This window comes from Alcanivorax sp. 1008, from assembly GCF_020667895.1.
Lineage (GTDB): Bacteria > Pseudomonadota > Gammaproteobacteria > Pseudomonadales > Alcanivoracaceae > PGZG01.
This window is the reverse complement of the sequence record NZ_JAFMPS010000002.1, coordinates 135,121-152,143: the sequence shown is the minus strand read 5'-3', so window position 1 is coordinate 152,143 and position 17,023 is coordinate 135,121. Positions and strand designations below refer to the sequence as shown.

The 17,023-nt window shown below is 58.6% G+C and carries 18 protein-coding genes; 8 read left to right on the top strand and 10 right to left on the bottom strand.

Annotated features, from left to right (window positions below):
- Window positions 1–86: 86 nt before the first annotated feature.
- The 3 genes from J1C54_RS03510 to J1C54_RS03500 are packed head-to-tail and all read right to left on the bottom strand — an operon-like array spanning window position 87 to window position 2,887.
- Window positions 87–848, bottom strand: a complete 762-nt coding sequence (locus J1C54_RS03510) for a Crp/Fnr family transcriptional regulator (RefSeq protein WP_229144534.1) — start codon at window positions 846–848, stop codon at window positions 87–89.
- Window positions 849–857: 9 nt separating this feature from the next.
- On the bottom strand, window positions 858–2,441 hold the full coding sequence (locus J1C54_RS03505; protein WP_229144532.1) for an FAD-dependent oxidoreductase: 1,584 nt from the start codon (window positions 2,439–2,441) through the stop codon (window positions 858–860).
- Window positions 2,438–2,887 (bottom strand): hypothetical protein, encoded by a 450-nt coding sequence (locus J1C54_RS03500; RefSeq protein ID WP_229144531.1) that lies wholly within the window; start codon window positions 2,885–2,887, stop codon window positions 2,438–2,440. Before J1C54_RS03500 ends, J1C54_RS03505 begins: the two co-directional genes overlap by 4 nt.
- An 86-nt stretch (window positions 2,888–2,973) precedes the next feature.
- On the opposite strand from J1C54_RS03500, the gene J1C54_RS03495 reads away from it, so the two are divergent.
- The 3 genes from J1C54_RS03495 (at window position 2,974) to J1C54_RS03485 (ending at window position 5,696) form a co-directional block, all read left to right on the top strand.
- A complete protein-coding gene (locus J1C54_RS03495) occupies window positions 2,974–3,624 on the top strand; it encodes a TetR/AcrR family transcriptional regulator (RefSeq protein ID WP_229144529.1) in 651 nt (216 codons plus the stop codon).
- 42 nt (window positions 3,625–3,666) lie between these two features.
- The gene (locus tag J1C54_RS03490) at window positions 3,667–4,734 is read left to right on the top strand and encodes an NAD(P)H-dependent flavin oxidoreductase (RefSeq protein WP_370635601.1); all 1,068 of its coding nucleotides are present in this window, start codon (window positions 3,667–3,669) and stop codon (window positions 4,732–4,734) included.
- Window positions 4,735–4,829: 95 nt separating this feature from the next.
- Entirely contained in the window at window positions 4,830–5,696 is an 867-nt protein-coding gene (locus J1C54_RS03485; RefSeq protein ID WP_229144527.1) for an oxygenase MpaB family protein, read from the top strand.
- Here J1C54_RS03485 and J1C54_RS03480 read toward each other — a convergent pair.
- Window positions 5,686–6,618, bottom strand: a complete 933-nt coding sequence (locus J1C54_RS03480; RefSeq protein WP_229144524.1) for a sterol desaturase family protein — start codon at window positions 6,616–6,618, stop codon at window positions 5,686–5,688. The two genes, J1C54_RS03485 and J1C54_RS03480, sit on opposite strands and share 11 nt — an antisense overlap.
- An 88-nt stretch (window positions 6,619–6,706) precedes the next feature.
- Here J1C54_RS03480 and J1C54_RS03475 point away from each other — a divergent pair, with 88 nt between their 5' ends.
- Window positions 6,707–7,747: an AraC family transcriptional regulator gene (locus J1C54_RS03475; RefSeq protein WP_229144523.1), complete on the top strand. Its 1,041-nt coding sequence runs from the start codon at window positions 6,707–6,709 to the stop codon at window positions 7,745–7,747.
- Here J1C54_RS03475 and J1C54_RS03470 read toward each other — a convergent pair.
- Entirely contained in the window at window positions 7,708–8,463 is a 756-nt protein-coding gene (locus J1C54_RS03470; protein WP_229144521.1) for a glucose 1-dehydrogenase, read from the bottom strand. The two genes, J1C54_RS03475 and J1C54_RS03470, sit on opposite strands and share 40 nt — an antisense overlap.
- A 74-nt stretch (window positions 8,464–8,537) precedes the next feature.
- Here J1C54_RS03470 and greB point away from each other — a divergent pair, with 74 nt between their 5' ends.
- Entirely contained in the window at window positions 8,538–9,041 is a 504-nt protein-coding gene (greB, locus tag J1C54_RS03465; RefSeq protein ID WP_229144519.1) for a transcription elongation factor GreB, read from the top strand.
- A gap of 8 nt (window positions 9,042–9,049) precedes the next feature.
- Window positions 9,050–9,682 carry a DUF502 domain-containing protein gene (locus J1C54_RS03460; RefSeq protein ID WP_229144518.1) on the top strand — a complete coding sequence of 211 codons (633 nt, stop codon included), beginning with the start codon at window positions 9,050–9,052 and terminating at the stop codon, window positions 9,680–9,682.
- 31 nt (window positions 9,683–9,713) lie between these two features.
- Here J1C54_RS03460 and J1C54_RS03455 read toward each other — a convergent pair whose 3' ends face one another.
- The 4 genes from J1C54_RS03455 to J1C54_RS03440 form a co-directional block, all read right to left on the bottom strand.
- Entirely contained in the window at window positions 9,714–10,025 is a 312-nt protein-coding gene (locus J1C54_RS03455) for a hypothetical protein (RefSeq protein WP_229144516.1), read from the bottom strand.
- A 100-nt stretch (window positions 10,026–10,125) separates the two neighbouring features.
- Window positions 10,126–12,021 (bottom strand): ATP-binding cassette domain-containing protein, encoded by a 1,896-nt coding sequence (locus tag J1C54_RS03450; protein WP_229144515.1) that lies wholly within the window; start codon window positions 12,019–12,021, stop codon window positions 10,126–10,128.
- Between the two features lie 55 nt (window positions 12,022–12,076).
- Window positions 12,077–14,383, bottom strand: a complete 2,307-nt coding sequence (locus J1C54_RS03445; RefSeq protein ID WP_229144513.1) for a bifunctional diguanylate cyclase/phosphodiesterase — start codon at window positions 14,381–14,383, stop codon at window positions 12,077–12,079.
- Between the two features lie 129 nt (window positions 14,384–14,512).
- Window positions 14,513–15,271 (bottom strand): ParA family protein, encoded by a 759-nt coding sequence (locus tag J1C54_RS03440; RefSeq protein ID WP_229144511.1) that lies wholly within the window; start codon window positions 15,269–15,271, stop codon window positions 14,513–14,515.
- 154 nt (window positions 15,272–15,425) lie between these two features.
- Between J1C54_RS03440 and J1C54_RS03435 the strand changes: the two genes are divergently transcribed.
- Together J1C54_RS03435 and J1C54_RS16550 are read left to right on the top strand one after the other, a co-directional pair.
- Window positions 15,426–15,740 (top strand): DUF4124 domain-containing protein, encoded by a 315-nt coding sequence (locus J1C54_RS03435; RefSeq protein WP_229144510.1) that lies wholly within the window; start codon window positions 15,426–15,428, stop codon window positions 15,738–15,740.
- Between the two features lie 25 nt (window positions 15,741–15,765).
- A complete protein-coding gene (locus J1C54_RS16550) occupies window positions 15,766–16,467 on the top strand; it encodes an FKBP-type peptidyl-prolyl cis-trans isomerase (protein ID WP_255612484.1) in 702 nt (233 codons plus the stop codon).
- A 66-nt stretch (window positions 16,468–16,533) separates the two neighbouring features.
- On the opposite strand, the gene J1C54_RS03420 is transcribed toward J1C54_RS16550, so the two are convergent.
- The gene (locus J1C54_RS03420; protein WP_229144508.1) at window positions 16,534–17,022 is read right to left on the bottom strand and encodes an Rsd/AlgQ family anti-sigma factor; all 489 of its coding nucleotides are present in this window, start codon (window positions 17,020–17,022) and stop codon (window positions 16,534–16,536) included.
- Between the last annotated feature and the right edge of the window lies 1 nt (window position 17,023).

The window sequence follows — 17,023 nt, the reverse complement described above, 5'->3', positions numbered from 1 at the left end:
GATGGCTCTATCCGCAAAGAGCAGCGCGTCGAAAGCGAACTCGATATTCATGCGCACGCCGGGTATGACCATGCTTTGTCGTGCGGCTATGTTACGGCAAGCCTCTCTTCCAGCATTGCCATCATCTTTTCTTTGGTAATGCGCTGTTTCACAGGGCGACAGCCAGCTAACGCTTCCAGCCGGTGCTGGTCCATGATTGACAGTCTTCCCTTCTCATAAAAAATGATGCCCGCATCGCGTAATCGGTTGAGTGCGCCGTTCAATGTTTGCCGCGATGTGCCGGCCAGGCTGGCCAGAGCGTCCTGCGAGATCTGATACGGGATGCGTGTGTGTGCGCCGTCCGGTTGACCACAAAGGTCGCCAAGAAATACAAACAAGTAGGCGCAACGCGTGGCAACATCAGCGCTCTGCATCACCGCGCAGAAGTCGATCATGCCAAGGAACTTTGCATTCGAGGTGGCCAGCATCGCGCTGGATAAACTGGGCCACTGATCAAGCAGTTTCTGGAATTTGATGGCTTCTATCTGCAGGAATGAGGCGCTTTCCCGGATCATTACTTCATTGGCGCGAACGGTCCCGGCAAGCACTTCAGCTTCGCCAAGAATATCACCAGGTGTTCCTATCCCGATGGATGCGAGTCGGCCATCCAGCAACACTTGACTGATTTGGCAGAAGCCACTGACCTGTAGCCAGACATGGTTGGCCGAGGCCCCCGTTTGCCACAGATAGTCGTCTTTCCTCACGGTTATCAGCCGGCTCTGGGCGAGCAATTCTTTGCGCAGATCATGTTGGGCTCCGAACACCTTGTCCAGCAGTCCCAACGTGTTAGTGGCCTTTATATCTCCCATGGTTTTTCTTTACTCTGGTGGGCGCGGAAACCGGTGCGCAAAGCGCTCTGCCATGGCAGCGATGGTCAGACTTGGGTTGACGCCTACATTGGCGGGAATAGCCGCTCCATCCACGACATATAGGCCGGGACAACCGAAGACTTCGTGGTCGACGTTGATGACACCCTGCTCCGGTGTGCCCGCTATCACCGCGCCGCCCAGTACATGGGCTGTGACGGACATGTTGCCAACGCTCTCTGCCACCATGTTCTGTGGGATGCCGTTGCTTGCCGCCGCGAAATGACGCGCCGCGGCATTCGCCTGCGGCAGGTAAGAGGGCGAGCGCCCGCCTTTGGACAGACGTGACTTGAGCCCGCGGCGGCCACCTCGGAACAGTGTCCGACCGTAATCAAAACATAGTTCGTTGTCCGCCTGTTGCATGACCGTGAGGTAGGTCATACGCCGATACCAGCCTCTCGAGAACCAGGTAAACAGACCTTGTGCTGGTTTCAGAATGAGCGCTGCTAGCGTCTTCAGCGCGCGAACAAATGGTCGGGTGCCATCAACCATGGGCACCATATACAGTTTCATGAATCCGTAGCTGGGTGGCAGCCGGTTCTGGGTGATATGGGTGTGTTCATCGGGGTAGAAGTGTGAGGAAATGCTGGTGCCGTGGGTCAGGTCAGTATTTGCATCCCGGGCGAGGATGCCGACCAGTGCTTCGCTGTTGGTGCGCACGTGTTGTCCCAGCGCCTTGGATACTTTGGGCAGGGTACGATGCTGGTCGCGGCTCGAGAACAGAATTTCCATTGTGCCGAGTGCCCCGGCGGCAACCACAACCTTAGGTGCGTGCAGGGGTGCCAGCGGGCGACCAGTCAGGCTGTGCTTGCGGTGAACTCGATAGCCGCCGCCGGTCAGCGCTTCGATATGGCTGACGCGAGTCTCCGGTAAAATTTCTACGCCTGCTTTCTCGGCAAAATACAGGTAGTTTTTGTCCAGACTATTCTTGGCGCCCTCGGTACATCCCGTGAAGCATTGACCGCACTGTGTGCAGCCTGAGCGCATGGGGCCCTTGCCGTTAAAGTACGGGTCGCGTGGTGTGTTTGCAGGGTCGCCAAAAAAAATGCTTTGCGGCACCGGGCCGCATGTTTTTGCAGCCCCCATGGCGACTGCCGCTTTTTTTAGCCAGTCATCCTGCCGGCCCCGATAGGGATTGTCGGCAATACCCAGCATGTAGCTTGCGGTGGCGAAGTGAGGTGCCAGTTCGGCGTGCCAATCCGGATTCAGGTCGCACCAGGCAGGGTCGCCGTAGAACGACGGCTTGGGCTTCAGTGAAACTGCTCCGTAAACCATGCTGCCGCCGCCGACGGCAACGCCACGGAGGATGGCCACATGCTGGAAGATTTCCTGGGCAAAAAAACCATGTAGTCCCAGTGATGGTGCCCACGTCAGCGCACGTGCACTGACGGCGGCCTGATGGAAATCATCTTTTGTAAGCCGTCGGCCCTGTTCCAGTATGGCTACCCGCCAGCCTTTTTCCGCCAGCCGCAAGGCTGTGACACTGCCGCCGAAACCAGAGCCGATGACCAGAACGTCAAAGTCTGACGGGCTCATGACGCACGCTCAAGCAGGAAAGGAAAAGCAAAGAGGCGGATCAGCGGCTTGTCCACAAAGGTAATCCCCAGCAGGGTATTGGCATCGATTGCGCGCAGCTCATCGCGCACCCAGCGCCATGGCCGCGGCGCATCAGGGCCGTAACACAGCGCTAGCCCGTCACTGCCGTCTACCAAGGACTTTACTGACGTCACCGTCATGGTGAGCCGTTCCTCGGTCTGCCCCTTGTGTATTAGCACATTGGTAGCGCTGGTTGCCGTGGTGAAACGCTTTCCCTGCCAGCCAGGCAGGCCGCTTAAGTTGAGGGTTGGTCGGGCTGATGCGCGCATCCATGCCGGTCCCAGAAAGCGTGCCCTGAAGAAACCCTCGCACATGCCGGGCTCCGGCAACGCGAGGCACGCATACAGTGCTTTCAGTTGCCCAATACTGGCAGTATTCACATTCATGGTTGGCCTCCAAAATAGCGTAACAATGGTGTTACGATAAATAAGGGAAGTCAACCACCGCTCGGGCAAAAGCAGAAGGAGGCAATTTGGAGAACAAGGAAAACATGGGCCAGCGCGGGGCCAATCGCAGGGGAAGGCCACCGGTGACGGGCGAGGCGTTGGCGCGCAAGCAGGAAACGGTGCTGCGCGCGGTGGCCGACCTGCTCGGTGAAGTACCGGCCAACGAGCTGTCCGTGGAGCAGGTGATTCTGGCGGCTGGAACATCGCGACCGACCTTTTATCGCTGGTTCCCCGGTGGCCTGGAGCAGGCGGTAGAGATGTTGGTGGCCAGCGCCAACGAGGATTTAATGGCGCGCATCCTGTCCGTCCTTGGCACCACCTCCGACACGCCAACGCGGGTCAATGCTGGTGTACAAGCTTACTTCGACTGGGCCGTAGCCATGGGGCCTCTGGCTCGTGCGATCTATAGGGAAGGTTTTGATAGCACTTCACCGGCCTGGCGTTATCGGCAGGCAACCCTTGAGGCGGTTTACCAGATCATGACGCGCGAAGCGTCACGCTTGGGCTTGCGGGATGTGATGCCGCTGGAAGTGGAAACGCTGGTAGGTTGGCTGGAGTCTGCAATGGTGGTGCTGATGCGCCAGCATCCGATCAGCGATGATGTCGTTGCCCGGCAGGCGCGTTTTGCCAGCGCCATGTTTCTGCGCATGATTGAGTTCCTCGAACAGCAGGCTTAACGTCAGGATAGTTCGCCAGTTTGATGCTGTAAGGAGCTGACTGTGAAAACCCGTATTACTGCCCGCGAACTGTTCGCCATCGACCTGCCCATCCTGCAGTCCCCCATGGCCGGTGCCCAGGACGCGGCGTTAACGCTGGCGGTGTCCGAGGCGGGCGGTCTGGGTGGTTTGCCCTGTGCCATGTTGTCGGCGGAGGTGTTGCAGAAGCAGCTGGCCTGGCTGACCGCGCGCACCAGCAAACCCTATAACCTGAATTTCTTCTGCCACACACCGCCCACGGTGGACGACCAGAAAGAGGTGGCGTGGCGGGCCTCACTGGCGGCCTATTTCCGTGAGTTCAATATTGATCCTTTGCAGATTCCGCAGGGGCCGCAGCGTCAGCCGTTCAATCATGATGTGGCGGATCTGGTGGAGCCGTTCCAGCCGCCGGTGGTGAGTTTTCATTTCGGTTTGCCGGAGGCGGAGCTGCTTGACCGGGTTAATGGTTGGGGCGCGCTGGTGATGGCGTCGGCGACTACGGTGGAGGAGGCCCGTTGGCTGGAGGCCAATGGCGCCGACGTGATCATCGCTCAGGGTGTGGAAGCGGGCGGCCACCGGGGCATGTTTCTGGATGATGATATCAATACGCAGGTGGGCACTTTTGCCTTGCTGCCACAGATAGTCCGCGCGGTGCAGTTGCCGGTGGTGGCCGCTGGTGGCATTGCTGATGGGGCAGGCATTGCGGCGGCGTTGCAGTTAGGCGCGGTGGCGGCGCAACTGGGCACCGCGTTTTTGTTGTGCGATGAGTCGCGCATTTCGGCGCTGCATCAGGCTGCCTTGCAGGAACCTGCGGCGCAGGTCACGGCGCTGACTAATCTTTTCAGTGGCCGTCCCGCCCGTGGCATCGTTAACCGGCTGATGCGCGAGCAGGGGCCCATGAGTCGGCGGGTGCCCCAGTTTCCTTTGGCGGGCACGGCGATTACGGCGCTGCGCAAGGCGGCGGAGCAGCAGGGCAGTAGTGATTTCTCGCCATTGTGGGCCGGGCAGAATGTGACTGGCTGCCGCAAGGTGGCTGCCGCCGAGCTGGTGCGAGAGTTGGCGCAGCAGCTGTCAGAGCTGACGCCGGGTTAGCCTGGTAAATATTTATCTGCATTTCGTGGCATTGTGCCGCCAAAGAGCGGGTGATACGTTTTCTTTAATTTGTATCACTCAGTCAGGTGCTGTCCATGAATGCTCCCGTTTCGTCGCTACAAACCCAGTGGCCCGCGCCGCTTACCGCTCGCGAGTGGGATAAGCGATTCCCGGGGATTCTGGATGCGGTGGGTTTGGTGGCGGCGGGCGCCAACATCATCATGCAGCTGGCTCTGCCACCGGTGGGCTACGGCGTAGCGGAAAGCCGGGTGACCAGTGGCTCCGTTTTCCATCATCCCTTCAAACGCACGCGCACCACGCTGACCTATCTGGCGGTGGCCATGCTGGGTAATGACGAGGAGAAGCAGGCCTATCGCATGGCGGTCAATCGCTCCCACGCCCAGGTGCGCTCCACGGACGACTCGCCGGTGAAGTACAACGCCTTTGATCCGCAGCTGCAGTTATGGGTGGCCGCCTGTTTGTACTGGGGCTATGCGGATTTGCTGGAAAAGATGCATGGCAAACTGAGCCGTGAGCAGGCGCAGGAGCTGTACAGGCTGGCTGAGCCGCTGGGTACCACCTTGCAGGTGCGTGCGGATATGTGGCCGGCGACGCTGGACGAGTTCGATGCCTATTGGCAGGAAAATCTGAAGAACCTGCAGATCGATGATTATATTCGCGGGGTGCTGCTGGATATTGCTGATCTGAACTTTATGCCCGCTCCCATAAAACTGATATTTGGTCGCTTTAACCGCTTTGTCACCGCGGGCTTTCTGCCCGCAGAGATGCGCGAGCAGATGCACCTGCAGTGGAGCGATGCGCAGCAGCGGCGTTTTCAGCGGGTGCTGTCGCTGGTGTTCCGTGTTAACCGGTTTGTTCCCCGCGTGGTGCGACAGGCGCCAACACTATTGCTGATGCGGGATTTCCGTCAGCGCCTGCGCAACAGCAAATCTATGGTGTAAGACGTTGCTGCGGTTGACCGGCTTGGCTGGCCACGGCGTCCTGCGTGTCTGTTTCCGGCCGCTGCCACTCCGGGCCTGCCCATAGGTGTTTCAGTCGTAGCCACAAGGTCCCTGGTCTGCCCACGTCGCGGAACATGGCGATAAATTCATGCAAAGTCAGGGTCACCGGGTTGTAGCTATGAATCGGCCGGGTGATGCCATATTCCGGCGGCAGATCTTCACGCTCTTCAACAAAAGTGCCGAACAGTCGGTCCCAGATAATTAGCGTGCCGGCAAAATTGCGGTCGATATATTCCGGGTTGCGTCCGTGGTGAACACGGTGATGCGATGGTGTGTTGAAAATAAACTCAATGGGTCGCGGAAGCTTGTAGACCCACTGGGTGTGAATGAACCACTGGTAGGATAGATTCAAGGCCAGCGCAAACATGGTCCAGACCGGGTCGAAGCCGAGCAGGATGGCCGGCGTAAAAAACATGAACAGACCGCTGAAGGCGTAGAGGATGCTCTGCCGCCCGGCGGTGGTGAAGTTCATGTGTTCGGATGCGTGGTGAACCACATGGGTGGCCCAGAACCAGCGTACTTTGTGCGCCACCACATGGTAGCCGTAGAACAGCAGGTCAATCAGCAGGTACAGCCCGATAAATGTAAGCGGCGTGATCTCAATGGTCATCAGCCGATACTGATAAACCCAATTCAGAACCGTAAAGACAAATAATGCGTTGACCACCACTTCCAGCAACACATAGCCAACCCCGAGTGCCATGCTGGCAGCGGAGTCCTTCAGGCTGTAGATGTCTGTGTGCCGGAATCGCCAGGCCTCCAGCACGACGGTGAGGGAAAATAACGGCAGCATGGCGACCAGAATCAGTTGTTTAGGGTCGGCGGCTTGATAGGCGGCAATAGCAAATTCGATTGGGTCCATTGTGGGCCTCCTGAGTGACCTGACAATGCTATGACCTCGGCCATATTTGAGATTGACGGATCCCGCCTAAATTTTATCTAATCACGCCATGTCGCCTTACTCTTCCATGCCCTCTGCCATTCGCGTTAATGGCTCCTACGTTCGAGTCCTTATCGACTGGCTGGATCGCTATCAACTGAGCGCACCGTCCCTTCGGGCTGCGGTGCAGCGCTATGGGCCCGGCGATCCAGTGCCTCTGGCACAGTGGCGAGAGCTGCTGCAGCGGGCCGAAGCGGTCCATCCCGGTGACGGGCGTGGCTTGGAAATTGGCGCCTGTATCAGTACCGAGCGAGTTGGTGTGCTGGGCTATCTGGTAGCTGCCAGCGATAACGTTGGTCAGGCGCTCCATGCTTACCAGCGCTTTGAGGCATTGTTTTACGGCATCCAGATGGCGCGCATCAGCATTCGCGGAAGTACCGCTGAGCTTGGCTGGCCACTAGCCGGCCGCAACAGTCCGGGGCTACTAACAGACGAAACCGCTATTTCCGCGCTGGTTAGCTATATGCGTCAGTTGGCACCCAGCGCACCAGGGCCGGTGGAGGTGGCATTCTCGAGTCCGGCACCGGCCCAGCCGCAGGTTTATGAGGCATTTTTTGGTTGCCGGGTGATATTCGCAGCACCTTATGTGAGAGTGCGTTTCCCTGCGGCCTATCTGGATATTCCGCTGCAGACAGCAAACCCGTCCTTAAGGGCGTTGCTTGATCGGCAGTCATTGGCATTGAGTAGTGCGCTGCCTGGCGGTCAATTTTTTGCGCTTCAGGTGCAGCAAGTGATATTGCGACTATTGCCGGCTGCTCGAGCGGCGCTGGCAGATGTGGCAGATGAAATGGCTATGTCGACGCGAACCTTGCAGCGCCGACTGAGGGAGGAAGGACAGTCTTTTCAGGGGTTGCTCGATCGCACTCGGCAGGAGCTGGCGCAGACCTATCTGACTGACGTGTCGTTGTCGCTAGTGGAAATAACCATGCTGCTCGGCTTTGCCGAGCAGAGTTCTTTCAATCGCGCATTCCGGCAATGGTTTGACCTATCTCCGGCAAAGTGGCGGCGGAATCAGCGCGCCACCATGCCGCCGTCCACCGCCAGTGCCTGACCAGTAATGAAGCCGGCCTGCGGCGAGGTGATCCAGACGATGGTGTCGGCGACCTCTTGTACTGTGCCCATGCGGTTCATGGGGTGCAGCGCATCAAAGGCTTTTTCGGTTTCCGGGTCCTGATGGGTGATCCGGTCAATCATTTCCGTTTTGATGGCGCCGGGGCAGATGGCATTTACCCGGACGCCGCTGGTGGCATATTCCAGCGCGGCAGTTTTGGTCAGCTGAACCACACCGCCTTTCGAGGCGCAGTAGGCGGGTAACCCGGCGAAGCCGATCAACCCGGCCACTGAGGCCAGATTGACGATGGCGCCGCTGCCTTGTTTCTGCATGATCTTCAATTGTTCCTGCATGCACACGAACAGGCCGCGCAGGTTGATACTGATTACCCGGTCAAAGTTATCCAGCGAGGACTCTGCGGTGGGCGCCTGCTCGCCTTCGATGCCGGCGTTATTACAGGCCACATCCAGGCGACCGAATAGCTCCATGATTTCCCCATGCATGGCGCGGACTTGCTCCGGGTCGCTGACATCGCAGGCAATAAAGATCGCATCGGCGCCAGTGCGGCGCAGTTCAGCGGCAGCGGCCTCACCGCGCTCGGTATCACGGTCTGATACCACTACCCGACATCCGGCCTTGCTATAGGCAGCCGCAGCGGCATAGCCAATGCCAGTGGCAGCTCCGGTAACCAGTGCAACGGTGTCCTTGGCAAACATGGCGATCTCCTTGCGTCGTGTTTCGGGATAGCCATACTGGCAGCATTGTTCAAACCATGAGTTGATCTGGCGCAATGTCCCGTTGGCGACCTCCCAGCACACCGGCTTCCAAATACATCACCCCGCAAGGCTATCGGGCGATGAATGAAGAGTTGCAGCACCTGTGGAAGGTGAAACGCCCGGAGGTGACCCGTTCCGTGCAGGAGGCCGCTGCCCAGGGCGACCGTTCGGAAAATGCGGAGTACATATATGGCAAAAAGATGCTACGCGAGATTGATAGCCGTATTCGTTTTCTGAGCAAGCGTCTGGACGACATGAATGTGGTGGACCGCCCACCTGCGGATCAAAGCCGGGTGTTTTTCGGTGCCTGGGTAACGCTGGAGGACGAAGACGGCGTGCAGTCCACCTTCCGTCTGGTGGGCCCGGATGAAACTGATGGCAAGCTTGGCTATATCAGTATCGATTCACCATTAGCCCGCGCGCTGTTAAAAAAACAGGTGGATGATGAGGCTGAAGTTGATACGCCTTCCGGTGCCAAGCTCTGGTACATTAGCGGCATTCGTTACCAGCAGGATTAGGCTCCACTATGACTGAAGTTCCTGAAAGTCGTTTTTCCATGATCGTTCGCCGCTCGCTGGCGGGCGGCTTGCTGATCCTGCTGCCCATGGTGATTGTCGGCACTATTTTTAGCTGGATATATGATGCGGCCAGCGGGCTGATCTCACCCTTTACCGGCCCGGTTATTGCCACCTTTGGTTTGCCCAAAGTGCTGGCGGATTTGATCGTGATAGCGCTGCTGATTCTGTTGTGTTTTTTGATTGGCACTTTGGTGGCAACCCGTCTTGGTGCCTGGTTGTGGCTGCGTGCGGAAGAAGTGCTGATGGTGCGCGTGCCCGGCTATCGCAGTGTGCGTGAAATCACGGCGCAGTTATTGGGCAATAGTAATGACTCGCCATTCAAGCGCGGTGAAGTGGCCAGAGTGTGGCTGTATGGCCGTCAGGTGGAGGTGTCCGTGCTGGGTCTGGTGACGTCGCGCCATGAGGATGGCCGGGTGAGCGTATTCGTGCCCACTGGGCCGAATCCGACCACCGGTTTTATCTATCACGTCAGTACGGATCTGGTGGAGTTCCACCCGGAGATCCGGGTGGAGCAGATGATGAAGAGTGTGATTGCCTGCGGCGCGGGTACTTCTGCACTGATCGGCCAGCTGCCCCGTTAGGATGGGCTTCTGCCTATTATCCAGGGCCTTTCTATCTAGGACAAAGCGCCAGTGCTTTTTCTTCAATCTGCGGCTGAATAGTGGCGTCGGCGTTGTACTTGGCGGTTAGCTCATCCAGCGCATCAAGGTCGTCTTCACTGATGCCGTACTTTTCCTCCAGCTTGATCAGCTCTGCTTCCAGCTGTGCCGGTTGGTCCCACAGCTTCTGGTTCAGGCAGTGCTGCTCTGCGGAGTAATCAATGAACTGCTGCTGGCTCATATCCAGTGCCAGGGCGCTGGCGGGCAGCAAGGTAAGGGCGGCAGCGAAGGTGGTAATGGTGGTAACAAGGGCAACTGGCTTCATTATGGCTCTCCCGGTTTATTATTTTGGGTGACGCTGGTGATAGGAGTGTCCTGCCAGCTGTGGGTCTGGTCAATCCCTGATCGGCGCTATCAGTTTTCCTCTAGTCTTCCGCTTGCTCGGCCTCTTCCAGTGCGGTCATGGCTTCCAGCCAGTCGCCTTCCACGCTTTCACATTGCTTGCGCAGGGTGCCCTGACGGGCCAGCAGGTCATTTAAGGTGGCTTTCTGATCCGCCTGATAGAGCGCTTCATCACCTAATTTGGTTTCTACTTCAGCGAGCTGCTGCTGCAGTTTCTCCAGCTGCTTTTCCAGCTTGTCGGCGGCCTGTTTCAGTGGCCGCAGGTTGGCCCGTTTCTGGGCCGCCTGCTGGCGCTTGAGTTTGTTGTCACTGGTGCCGGCGGGGCTGTCGCTGACGCTGCTGGTTTGCTTGTTGCGTTCACGCAGCCAGCGGGCGTAGTCATCCAGATCACCCTCCCATTTCGTTACTGTGCCGTTGGCCACCAGCACCAGTTCGTCGACGGTGGTTTCCAGCAGGTGCCGGTCGTGGGAAACCAGTATCACCGCGCCTTCAAATTCCTGCAGCGCCATGGTCAGCGCTTCGCGCATATCCAGATCAAGGTGGTTGGCCGGCTCATCAAGCAATAGCAGTGCTGGCTTTTGTTGCACCAGCAGGGCCAGCGCAAGGCGTGATTTTTCGCCGCCGGAAAAACGTTTCACTTCGGCAAAGGCGTCGTCGCCGTGGAAACCAAATCGGCCCAGCTCTTTGCGTACCTGTAGCTCTTCCCATTTCGGCTGGGCCAGTTGCATCAGGGCAAAGGCAGTTTTGTCCTGGGGCAGGGCGTCCACCTGTTGCTGATGGAAATAACCGATCACCAGTTCCGGGCCAACGGTGAACTTGCCGCTCAGGGCGGGCAGCTGGGTGGCCAGAGTTTTGATCAGGGTGGATTTGCCCGCGCCGTTGGGGCCGAGCAGACCAAGGCGGCTTTCCGGGCGGATAGAAAAGGTCACATCATGAAGGATGGCCGTGTCGCCATAACCGCACTGCACCTTGACCAGATCGAGCATGGGGTTGGGCAGTTTGAGCGGTTTGGGGAAGCTGAAACTGAAACCGTCTTCCGCATGGGCGGGGGCAATTAATTCCAGTTTCGCCAGTGCCTTCAGACGGCTTTGTGCTTGCCGGGCTTTGGTGGCCTGGGCGCGAAAGCGGTCGATAAATTTTTGCAGGTGAGCGGCCTGGGCTTTTTGTTTTTCGTACACATGGGTTTGCTGGGCCATGCGCTCGGCCCGCTGCCGTTCGAAGGCGGAATAGTTGCCGCTGTACAGGGTCAGGCGCTGCTGTTCGATATGCAGAATATGGCTGATGGTGGCGTCGAGAAAATCCCGGTCGTGGGAAATCAGCAGCAGGGTTTGCGGTGCCTGTTGCAGCCAGTCCTGCAGCCACAGCACCGCATCCAGATCCAGGTGGTTGGTGGGTTCGTCGAGCAGCAGCAGGTCGGCATCCGCCAGCAGCACCCGGGCCAGATTAAGGCGCATGCGCCAGCCACCGGAGAAGCTGGCCACCGGATTGTTTTGCGCGTCAGCGGCAAAACCCAGACCGGCCAGCACTTCAGCGGCGCGGGCGGGTAGTGACCAGGCATTAAGGGCATCGAGTTTTTCATGGGCATGACCAATGGCCATGCCGTCAGCACTGGCTTCCGCATCACGCAGGGCCTGTTCCGCGGCGCGCAGCGGTGTGTTGCCATCCAGCACATAGTCGATGGCGGGCTGGTCCAGCGCCGGGACTTCCTGAGCCATGATCGCCATGCGCCAGTCTGCGGGCACGGACAGGCTGCCAGCGTCCGCTTCAAGATGGCCGCTGAGCAGGGCGAACAGGGAGCTTTTACCGCAACCATTGCGACCGGTCAGGCCGATTTTCCAACCACCGTGCAGGGTCATGCTGGCGTGGTCGAGAAGAATATCGGGGCCGCGTCGCAGGCGCAGGCTTTCAAGCTGGATCATGACGGAGCCGGGTGGAAAATGAAGCGCGAGTGTAGCAGAGCGGGAGATGTTTCTGTCAGGCCGACAGACTCTGTTCGCCGATTCGCGGCTGTTCCAGCCATGCTCTGGCCCACACCGCTAACTCGGTGGCGCTCATTGGTTTGCCCAGCAGGAAGCCCTGAATCATGTCGCAACCAAAACTTTCCAGCAGCATGACGGTTTCCCGGTTTTCCACCCCTTCGGCCACCACTTCCAGACCCATGTTATGGCCCAGCTCAATGGTTGAGTGAACGATCACCGCATCGTCGTCGCTGTGGTCCAGATTCAGAACAAAGGATTTGTCGATCTTCAGTTCGTCCACCGGCATACGCTTCAGTTGCGACAGGGACGAATAGCCCGTGCCGAAATCATCCACCGCCAGTCGCAGGCCAATGCCTTTTAGTCGTGCCAGCATGGCGTGGCCCTGATACTCGTCTTTCATTACCGAGCTTTCGGTGATTTCCAGACATAAAGCCTGGGGCTCTACTTCGGCGTTAGTCAGCAAGGTGGCGATAAAGCCGGGCAGGTCTTCATCCTGCAAATCGCTGGCGGAAATATTCACCGACAGTTGCACCATCAGGTGCTCGCGGTGCCATTGCTGCAACTGCTGCACGGCGGCTTTCAGCACCCAGCGGGTCAGTCGATTGATATGACCAGCGTCTTCGGCAATGACAATAAATTCATCCGGACGCAGTGGTCCCAGGGTGGGGTGGTGCCAGCGGATCAATGCTTCGGCGCCGATTCGTTCGCGATCTCTTAGCGCCGCTTTCGGCTGGTAAAGCAGGTGCAAATCTTCGTTGATCAGTGCTTCCTTGAGGTCGCGGGCCAGCGACAAGCGGCGCAGGTGACGCTCATCCCAGCCGGGCTGATATACCGCCACCTGGTGGCCTGCCTGCTTGGCATCGTACATGGCGATGTCGGCGCGTCGCATCAGGGTTTCGCCATCGGTGCCGTGTTCGGGGAACAGGGCAATACCAATGCTGGCTTCAACATTCAGGTGCAGGTCATCCAGTTCTACGGTTTGTACAACCCGGTCACGAATGCGGTGGGCCACGTGGATGGCCTGGGCGGTATCGACATCGCTGAGCAGCAGTAAAAACTCATCGGCACCAAGACGGGCTGACAAGTCTCGCTCCTTGGTATTGGTGGCAAGGCGCCGCGCCACAACACCCAATACCTGATCGCCCACGCCATGGCCAAGGGCGTCGTTAATTTCCTTGAAGCGGTTCAGGTCCAGTGCCATGACCGCGAAGGGCTTGCCGTCTTTAATGGCTTCCTCCAGCAACAGCAGGGCAACGCGACGGTTGGGCAGGCCAGTGAGGGAGTCATGTTCTGCCTGATGAACAAGGCGCTGCTCGCGTTCCGCGATGGCGCCCTGCATGGCATTGAACGCTTTCGCCAGGGCACTGAACTGGTCATCGCCGCGCACCGCCATGACGGTGTTGTAGTGGCCCGAGGTAATGCGCTGCGCGGCATTGGCCAGTGCCGTCACCGGGCGGCTGATGCCACGGGCCAGCAGCACCGCAGCCAGTACGGCCAGCAGCAGGCCGGCAATGGTCAGCCATATCAGCTGTCGGTCCAGGGCATGGGACGGCGCCAGCACACGCTCCATGGGTAACTGCAGCACGGCACTGACTTCATCAGATAGCGGCAAGGTGAGGAACAGGAAGTTGGCACCTTCGGCAACCGCCTGACCCGGCTCGCTGGAATGGTTGGTGTTGGCAAGCCAGCTGGCGGCGGTCTTCGCCTGCTCGGGCAATAAGGTGCTGGCGATCAGGTCGCGTCCGGTTGTGCTGAGCAGGGAGACATCCAGATTGGTGAGCTGGGACAGATTCCAGACCAGCGCTTCATCAAGCAGATAGCCCACCACCAGCCAGTCGTTCTGGCCTGTATCCGGCACGGGAATCATAACGATTTCATAGGCCTGCCCGGCGAGGATCAGGTAGTCCACCCGGCTCGCCCTGTCCTGCGGCAGGTTCCTTGGTGCGGCGGCTCTTTGCGGGCTGATCAGCCGGCCCTGATTGTTGGATAGCAGCACCAGATCCGCTTTCAGCAGGCTGGCCAGCCCGGTCAGCGCGTTATTGATGGTGGTGACATCGTCGGCTATGACGGCCTGCCGGAATGACTCGTCCATGGCCAGCATGCGGCTGGGCGTACTCAACTGGGTGGCGTGGTGGCCGAGTAGTTCAGAGAAAATATCCGCGCCGATACGCAGTTCCCGTGCGGCGTCCTCCACCAGAGAGTCGTGGATGGCATGGCGCGAGGTCAGGTGGCTGGCCAGTTGCAGCGCACCGACAAGCCCGACCAGAATCAGCATCAATTTGCCGAGGTGGCTGTGGCGCATGAATGCTCCAGACGGGTTATTCGACCTTAATGGCCGCTGTTATTGTTATCTGCCTTGGTGACCAACTCTAGCGCAGGGGAGGCGTCGGCAACAGCTCTACAACGGTCCACAGGTCGGTTTTACAGGCCATTACAGCCGAGGGATGACGCCGCTCAGGTGACGCTGCACTTCCAGCCACTCGATTACCGTGCGCCAGGCATCACGGTCCTGCTGATCTGCTTCGCGCAGGTCAAGCACGCCGCATCCTTCGCCGGCGGCCCGAACATATAGCTGGGTGTCGCGCAGGGTGCTCAGGAACGGAATCTTCAGGCTGGTCAGGAATAGCTCCAGACGGGAGTACATGCGGGTGCGCTCGCGGGCGCGGTTGGCAATCACCGCCAGTCGTTTCGGTCTGCGCCGATTGGCGGGGGATAGCATCACCGCCTGCATAAAGCGGGTGGCGGCGCGAATATCGATGGGGCTGGGCAGCACCGGCACCAAAACCACCCGGGAAATATTCAGCAAGGCATTCAGGGCACTACCGTCGAGGCCCGCCGGGGAATCGATGATCAGCAGATCGTTGGTCTGGCGCAGGGCCTGTTGTAGCTTGCCGGCATGAAAGCTTCTGTCTAACGGGATGGATATCAGGCGGATATCGTCGTTGCCACCTTGCTGGCGTTGCCGGCACCACTGGGAGGCGGATTGCTGGGGGTCAAGGTCGAGCAGGGTGACGTCGCGGCCGCTGCCGGCGTAGTAGCTGGCCAGACTGGTGGAAAGCGTGGTTTTGCCGCAGCCGCCCTTGGCGTTGGCCAGCAGAATGACAAAATGCTGGTCAGCCCGGTTTGCAACGGGGCGCGCCGGGGTCAGAACATCATCTTGTGGAGTTACTGCACTTTCGCTGACAGACATGGTCTCCCCTTTCTGGTGCCACTATAGGATAGCGTAGCCCACTGTGCAGCAGCCGATATGAAAATCGTGACAGGGTGCATCCGTGTGCCATGACAAGGGCAGTTAAACGCCTGTATGCTTGCCGCTTCGCCGGCAATCAGGGGGGGTTGAGGCCATGAAGTATTTTTTGTTGGTTATCGCCCTGGCGGCTGCGGTGCTGGCGGCACTGATGTACGTGCCGATGGAAAACGGTCAACCGTTGATTCAGCCAGACAGCCTTCGTCAGGGTGTCTCCGAGTCGACCGGATTATTTTCCGCTGGACAGCAGGATGAACTGCCTGCCATGTACCGCTGGCGTGATTCATCCGGGAACTGGCAGTTTGGTCAGGTGCCGCCACCTGGTGTGGTAGCGGAACCGATGGAACAAAAAGAGATCCGCACATTGTCCTCTGAGGCTATTCGTCAGGGGACTTCGGTAGATTCACAATAATTACATTACTCGCAATGGAGGCAAGATGAACAAGTTTGCACTGCTGATCGCTGGTACGGTGGCATTGACTGCCTGTGGCGACAATGCGCCCAAGGTTAGTTTGGATAATGACGACCAGAAAGCGGCTTACGCGCTGGGCTTTCGTACCGGTGAGCAGATGCAGGGCCGGATGGATGGTATCGATCTGGACAGCTTTTTGGCCGGCATGCGCACTGGTGCACTGGGTGAAGGCGACAAGGCTCTGATGGACCCGGAAACCATGGATGAAGTGATCATGGCTTTCCAGCAGAAGAAGATGGAAGAGGAGCAGGCTGAAATGGCTCGTGAGGCAGATGAAAACCTGGCCGAAGGCGCAGCATTTCGCGCTGCTGATGCCGAGAAAGAGGGCGTCACCGTAACCGATAGCGGCTTGCAGTACGAAGTGCTGGCCTCTGGCGACGGCGCCAGCCCTGCTGCTACCGACACCGTGGTTGCTCATTACCATGGCACCCTGATCGACGGCACCGTATTCGACAGCTCGGTTGATCGTGGCGAGCCGGCTACCTTCCCGCTGGATCGTGTTATCGAAGGTTGGCAGGAAGCTCTGCCGATGATGAAGATCGGTGACAAGTGGCGCATCGTGCTGCCGCCGCACCTGGCCTATGGTGAGCAGGGCGCGGGTGGTGTGATTGGCCCGAATGCTACGCTGATATTCGAAGTGGAACTGCTCGACATCGTTAAAGAGTAATACCCTGGCACACCACCGGCCTGAGCCGGTGGTGTGTTCTCCTGTCCTAATTCCCGCCGTACTACGTCAGTGTACCAACATCCGCTGTGGCGGACTTTCCCGTTGGTGAATGCTTACAATTAGCTGATCTTCCAGAGCAAACCTCTCTTCCAGCTTGATCAACAACTCATGCAGTCGCTGTGGCAGATTAGCTCGCAGGGCGGTGATATTGCCGTTGCTGTCAAAGTCGTCATTGAATGCCAGGGCTGCATCCGTGGACTCTTCCAGTCGTTGCAGGATGGCGGCTACCAGGGCCCGGTTTTCCGGCTGGGTATGGTGGACCTCTCGGGCCAGTTCCCGGTAAACCTCGAAGTATCCGGCGCTGACATAATCCATCAGCAACTGACAGAACTGCTGCACCCGCTGGGGTAGTGGACTGCGTTGTCGGTCGCTGCTGATCAGGGTGCGCAGGCTGAATAGCATGCGCAGAATCTGCTGGCGTTCGCCCAGCCATTGCTGGACCAGTAATTCAATCCGTTGCCATTGCTGCAGGGCAGCGTGGGAATGGTATGACATG

Excerpts from the sequence above, each read along its gene's own strand:
- J1C54_RS03475 (WP_229144523.1), top strand. The coding sequence starts at position 6,707 with ATGTCGCCTTACTCTTCCATGCCCTCTGCCATTCGCGTTAATGGCTCC.
- J1C54_RS03460 (WP_229144518.1), top strand. The coding sequence starts at position 9,050 with ATGACTGAAGTTCCTGAAAGTCGTTTTTCCATGATCGTTCGCCGCTCG.
- J1C54_RS03445 (WP_229144513.1), bottom strand. The coding sequence starts at position 14,383 with ATGCGCCACAGCCACCTCGGCAAATTGATGCTGATTCTGGTCGGGCTT.
- J1C54_RS03510 (WP_229144534.1), bottom strand. The coding sequence starts at position 848 with ATGGGAGATATAAAGGCCACTAACACGTTGGGACTGCTGGACAAGGTG.
- J1C54_RS03450 (WP_229144515.1), bottom strand. The coding sequence starts at position 12,021 with ATGATCCAGCTTGAAAGCCTGCGCCTGCGACGCGGCCCCGATATTCTT.
- J1C54_RS03420 (WP_229144508.1), bottom strand. The coding sequence starts at position 17,022 with ATGTCATACCATTCCCACGCTGCCCTGCAGCAATGGCAACGGATTGAA.
- J1C54_RS03480 (WP_229144524.1), bottom strand. The coding sequence starts at position 6,618 with ATGGACCCAATCGAATTTGCTATTGCCGCCTATCAAGCCGCCGACCCT.
- greB (WP_229144519.1), top strand. The coding sequence starts at position 8,538 with ATGTCCCGTTGGCGACCTCCCAGCACACCGGCTTCCAAATACATCACC.
- J1C54_RS03435 (WP_229144510.1), top strand. The coding sequence starts at position 15,426 with ATGAAGTATTTTTTGTTGGTTATCGCCCTGGCGGCTGCGGTGCTGGCG.
- J1C54_RS03485 (WP_229144527.1), top strand. The coding sequence starts at position 4,830 with ATGAATGCTCCCGTTTCGTCGCTACAAACCCAGTGGCCCGCGCCGCTT.
- J1C54_RS03505 (WP_229144532.1), bottom strand. The coding sequence starts at position 2,441 with ATGAGCCCGTCAGACTTTGACGTTCTGGTCATCGGCTCTGGTTTCGGC.
- J1C54_RS03470 (WP_229144521.1), bottom strand. The coding sequence starts at position 8,463 with ATGTTTGCCAAGGACACCGTTGCACTGGTTACCGGAGCTGCCACTGGC.
- J1C54_RS03455 (WP_229144516.1), bottom strand. The coding sequence starts at position 10,025 with ATGAAGCCAGTTGCCCTTGTTACCACCATTACCACCTTCGCTGCCGCC.
- J1C54_RS03440 (WP_229144511.1), bottom strand. The coding sequence starts at position 15,271 with ATGTCTGTCAGCGAAAGTGCAGTAACTCCACAAGATGATGTTCTGACC.
- J1C54_RS16550 (WP_255612484.1), top strand. The coding sequence starts at position 15,766 with ATGAACAAGTTTGCACTGCTGATCGCTGGTACGGTGGCATTGACTGCC.
- J1C54_RS03500 (WP_229144531.1), bottom strand. The coding sequence starts at position 2,887 with ATGAATGTGAATACTGCCAGTATTGGGCAACTGAAAGCACTGTATGCG.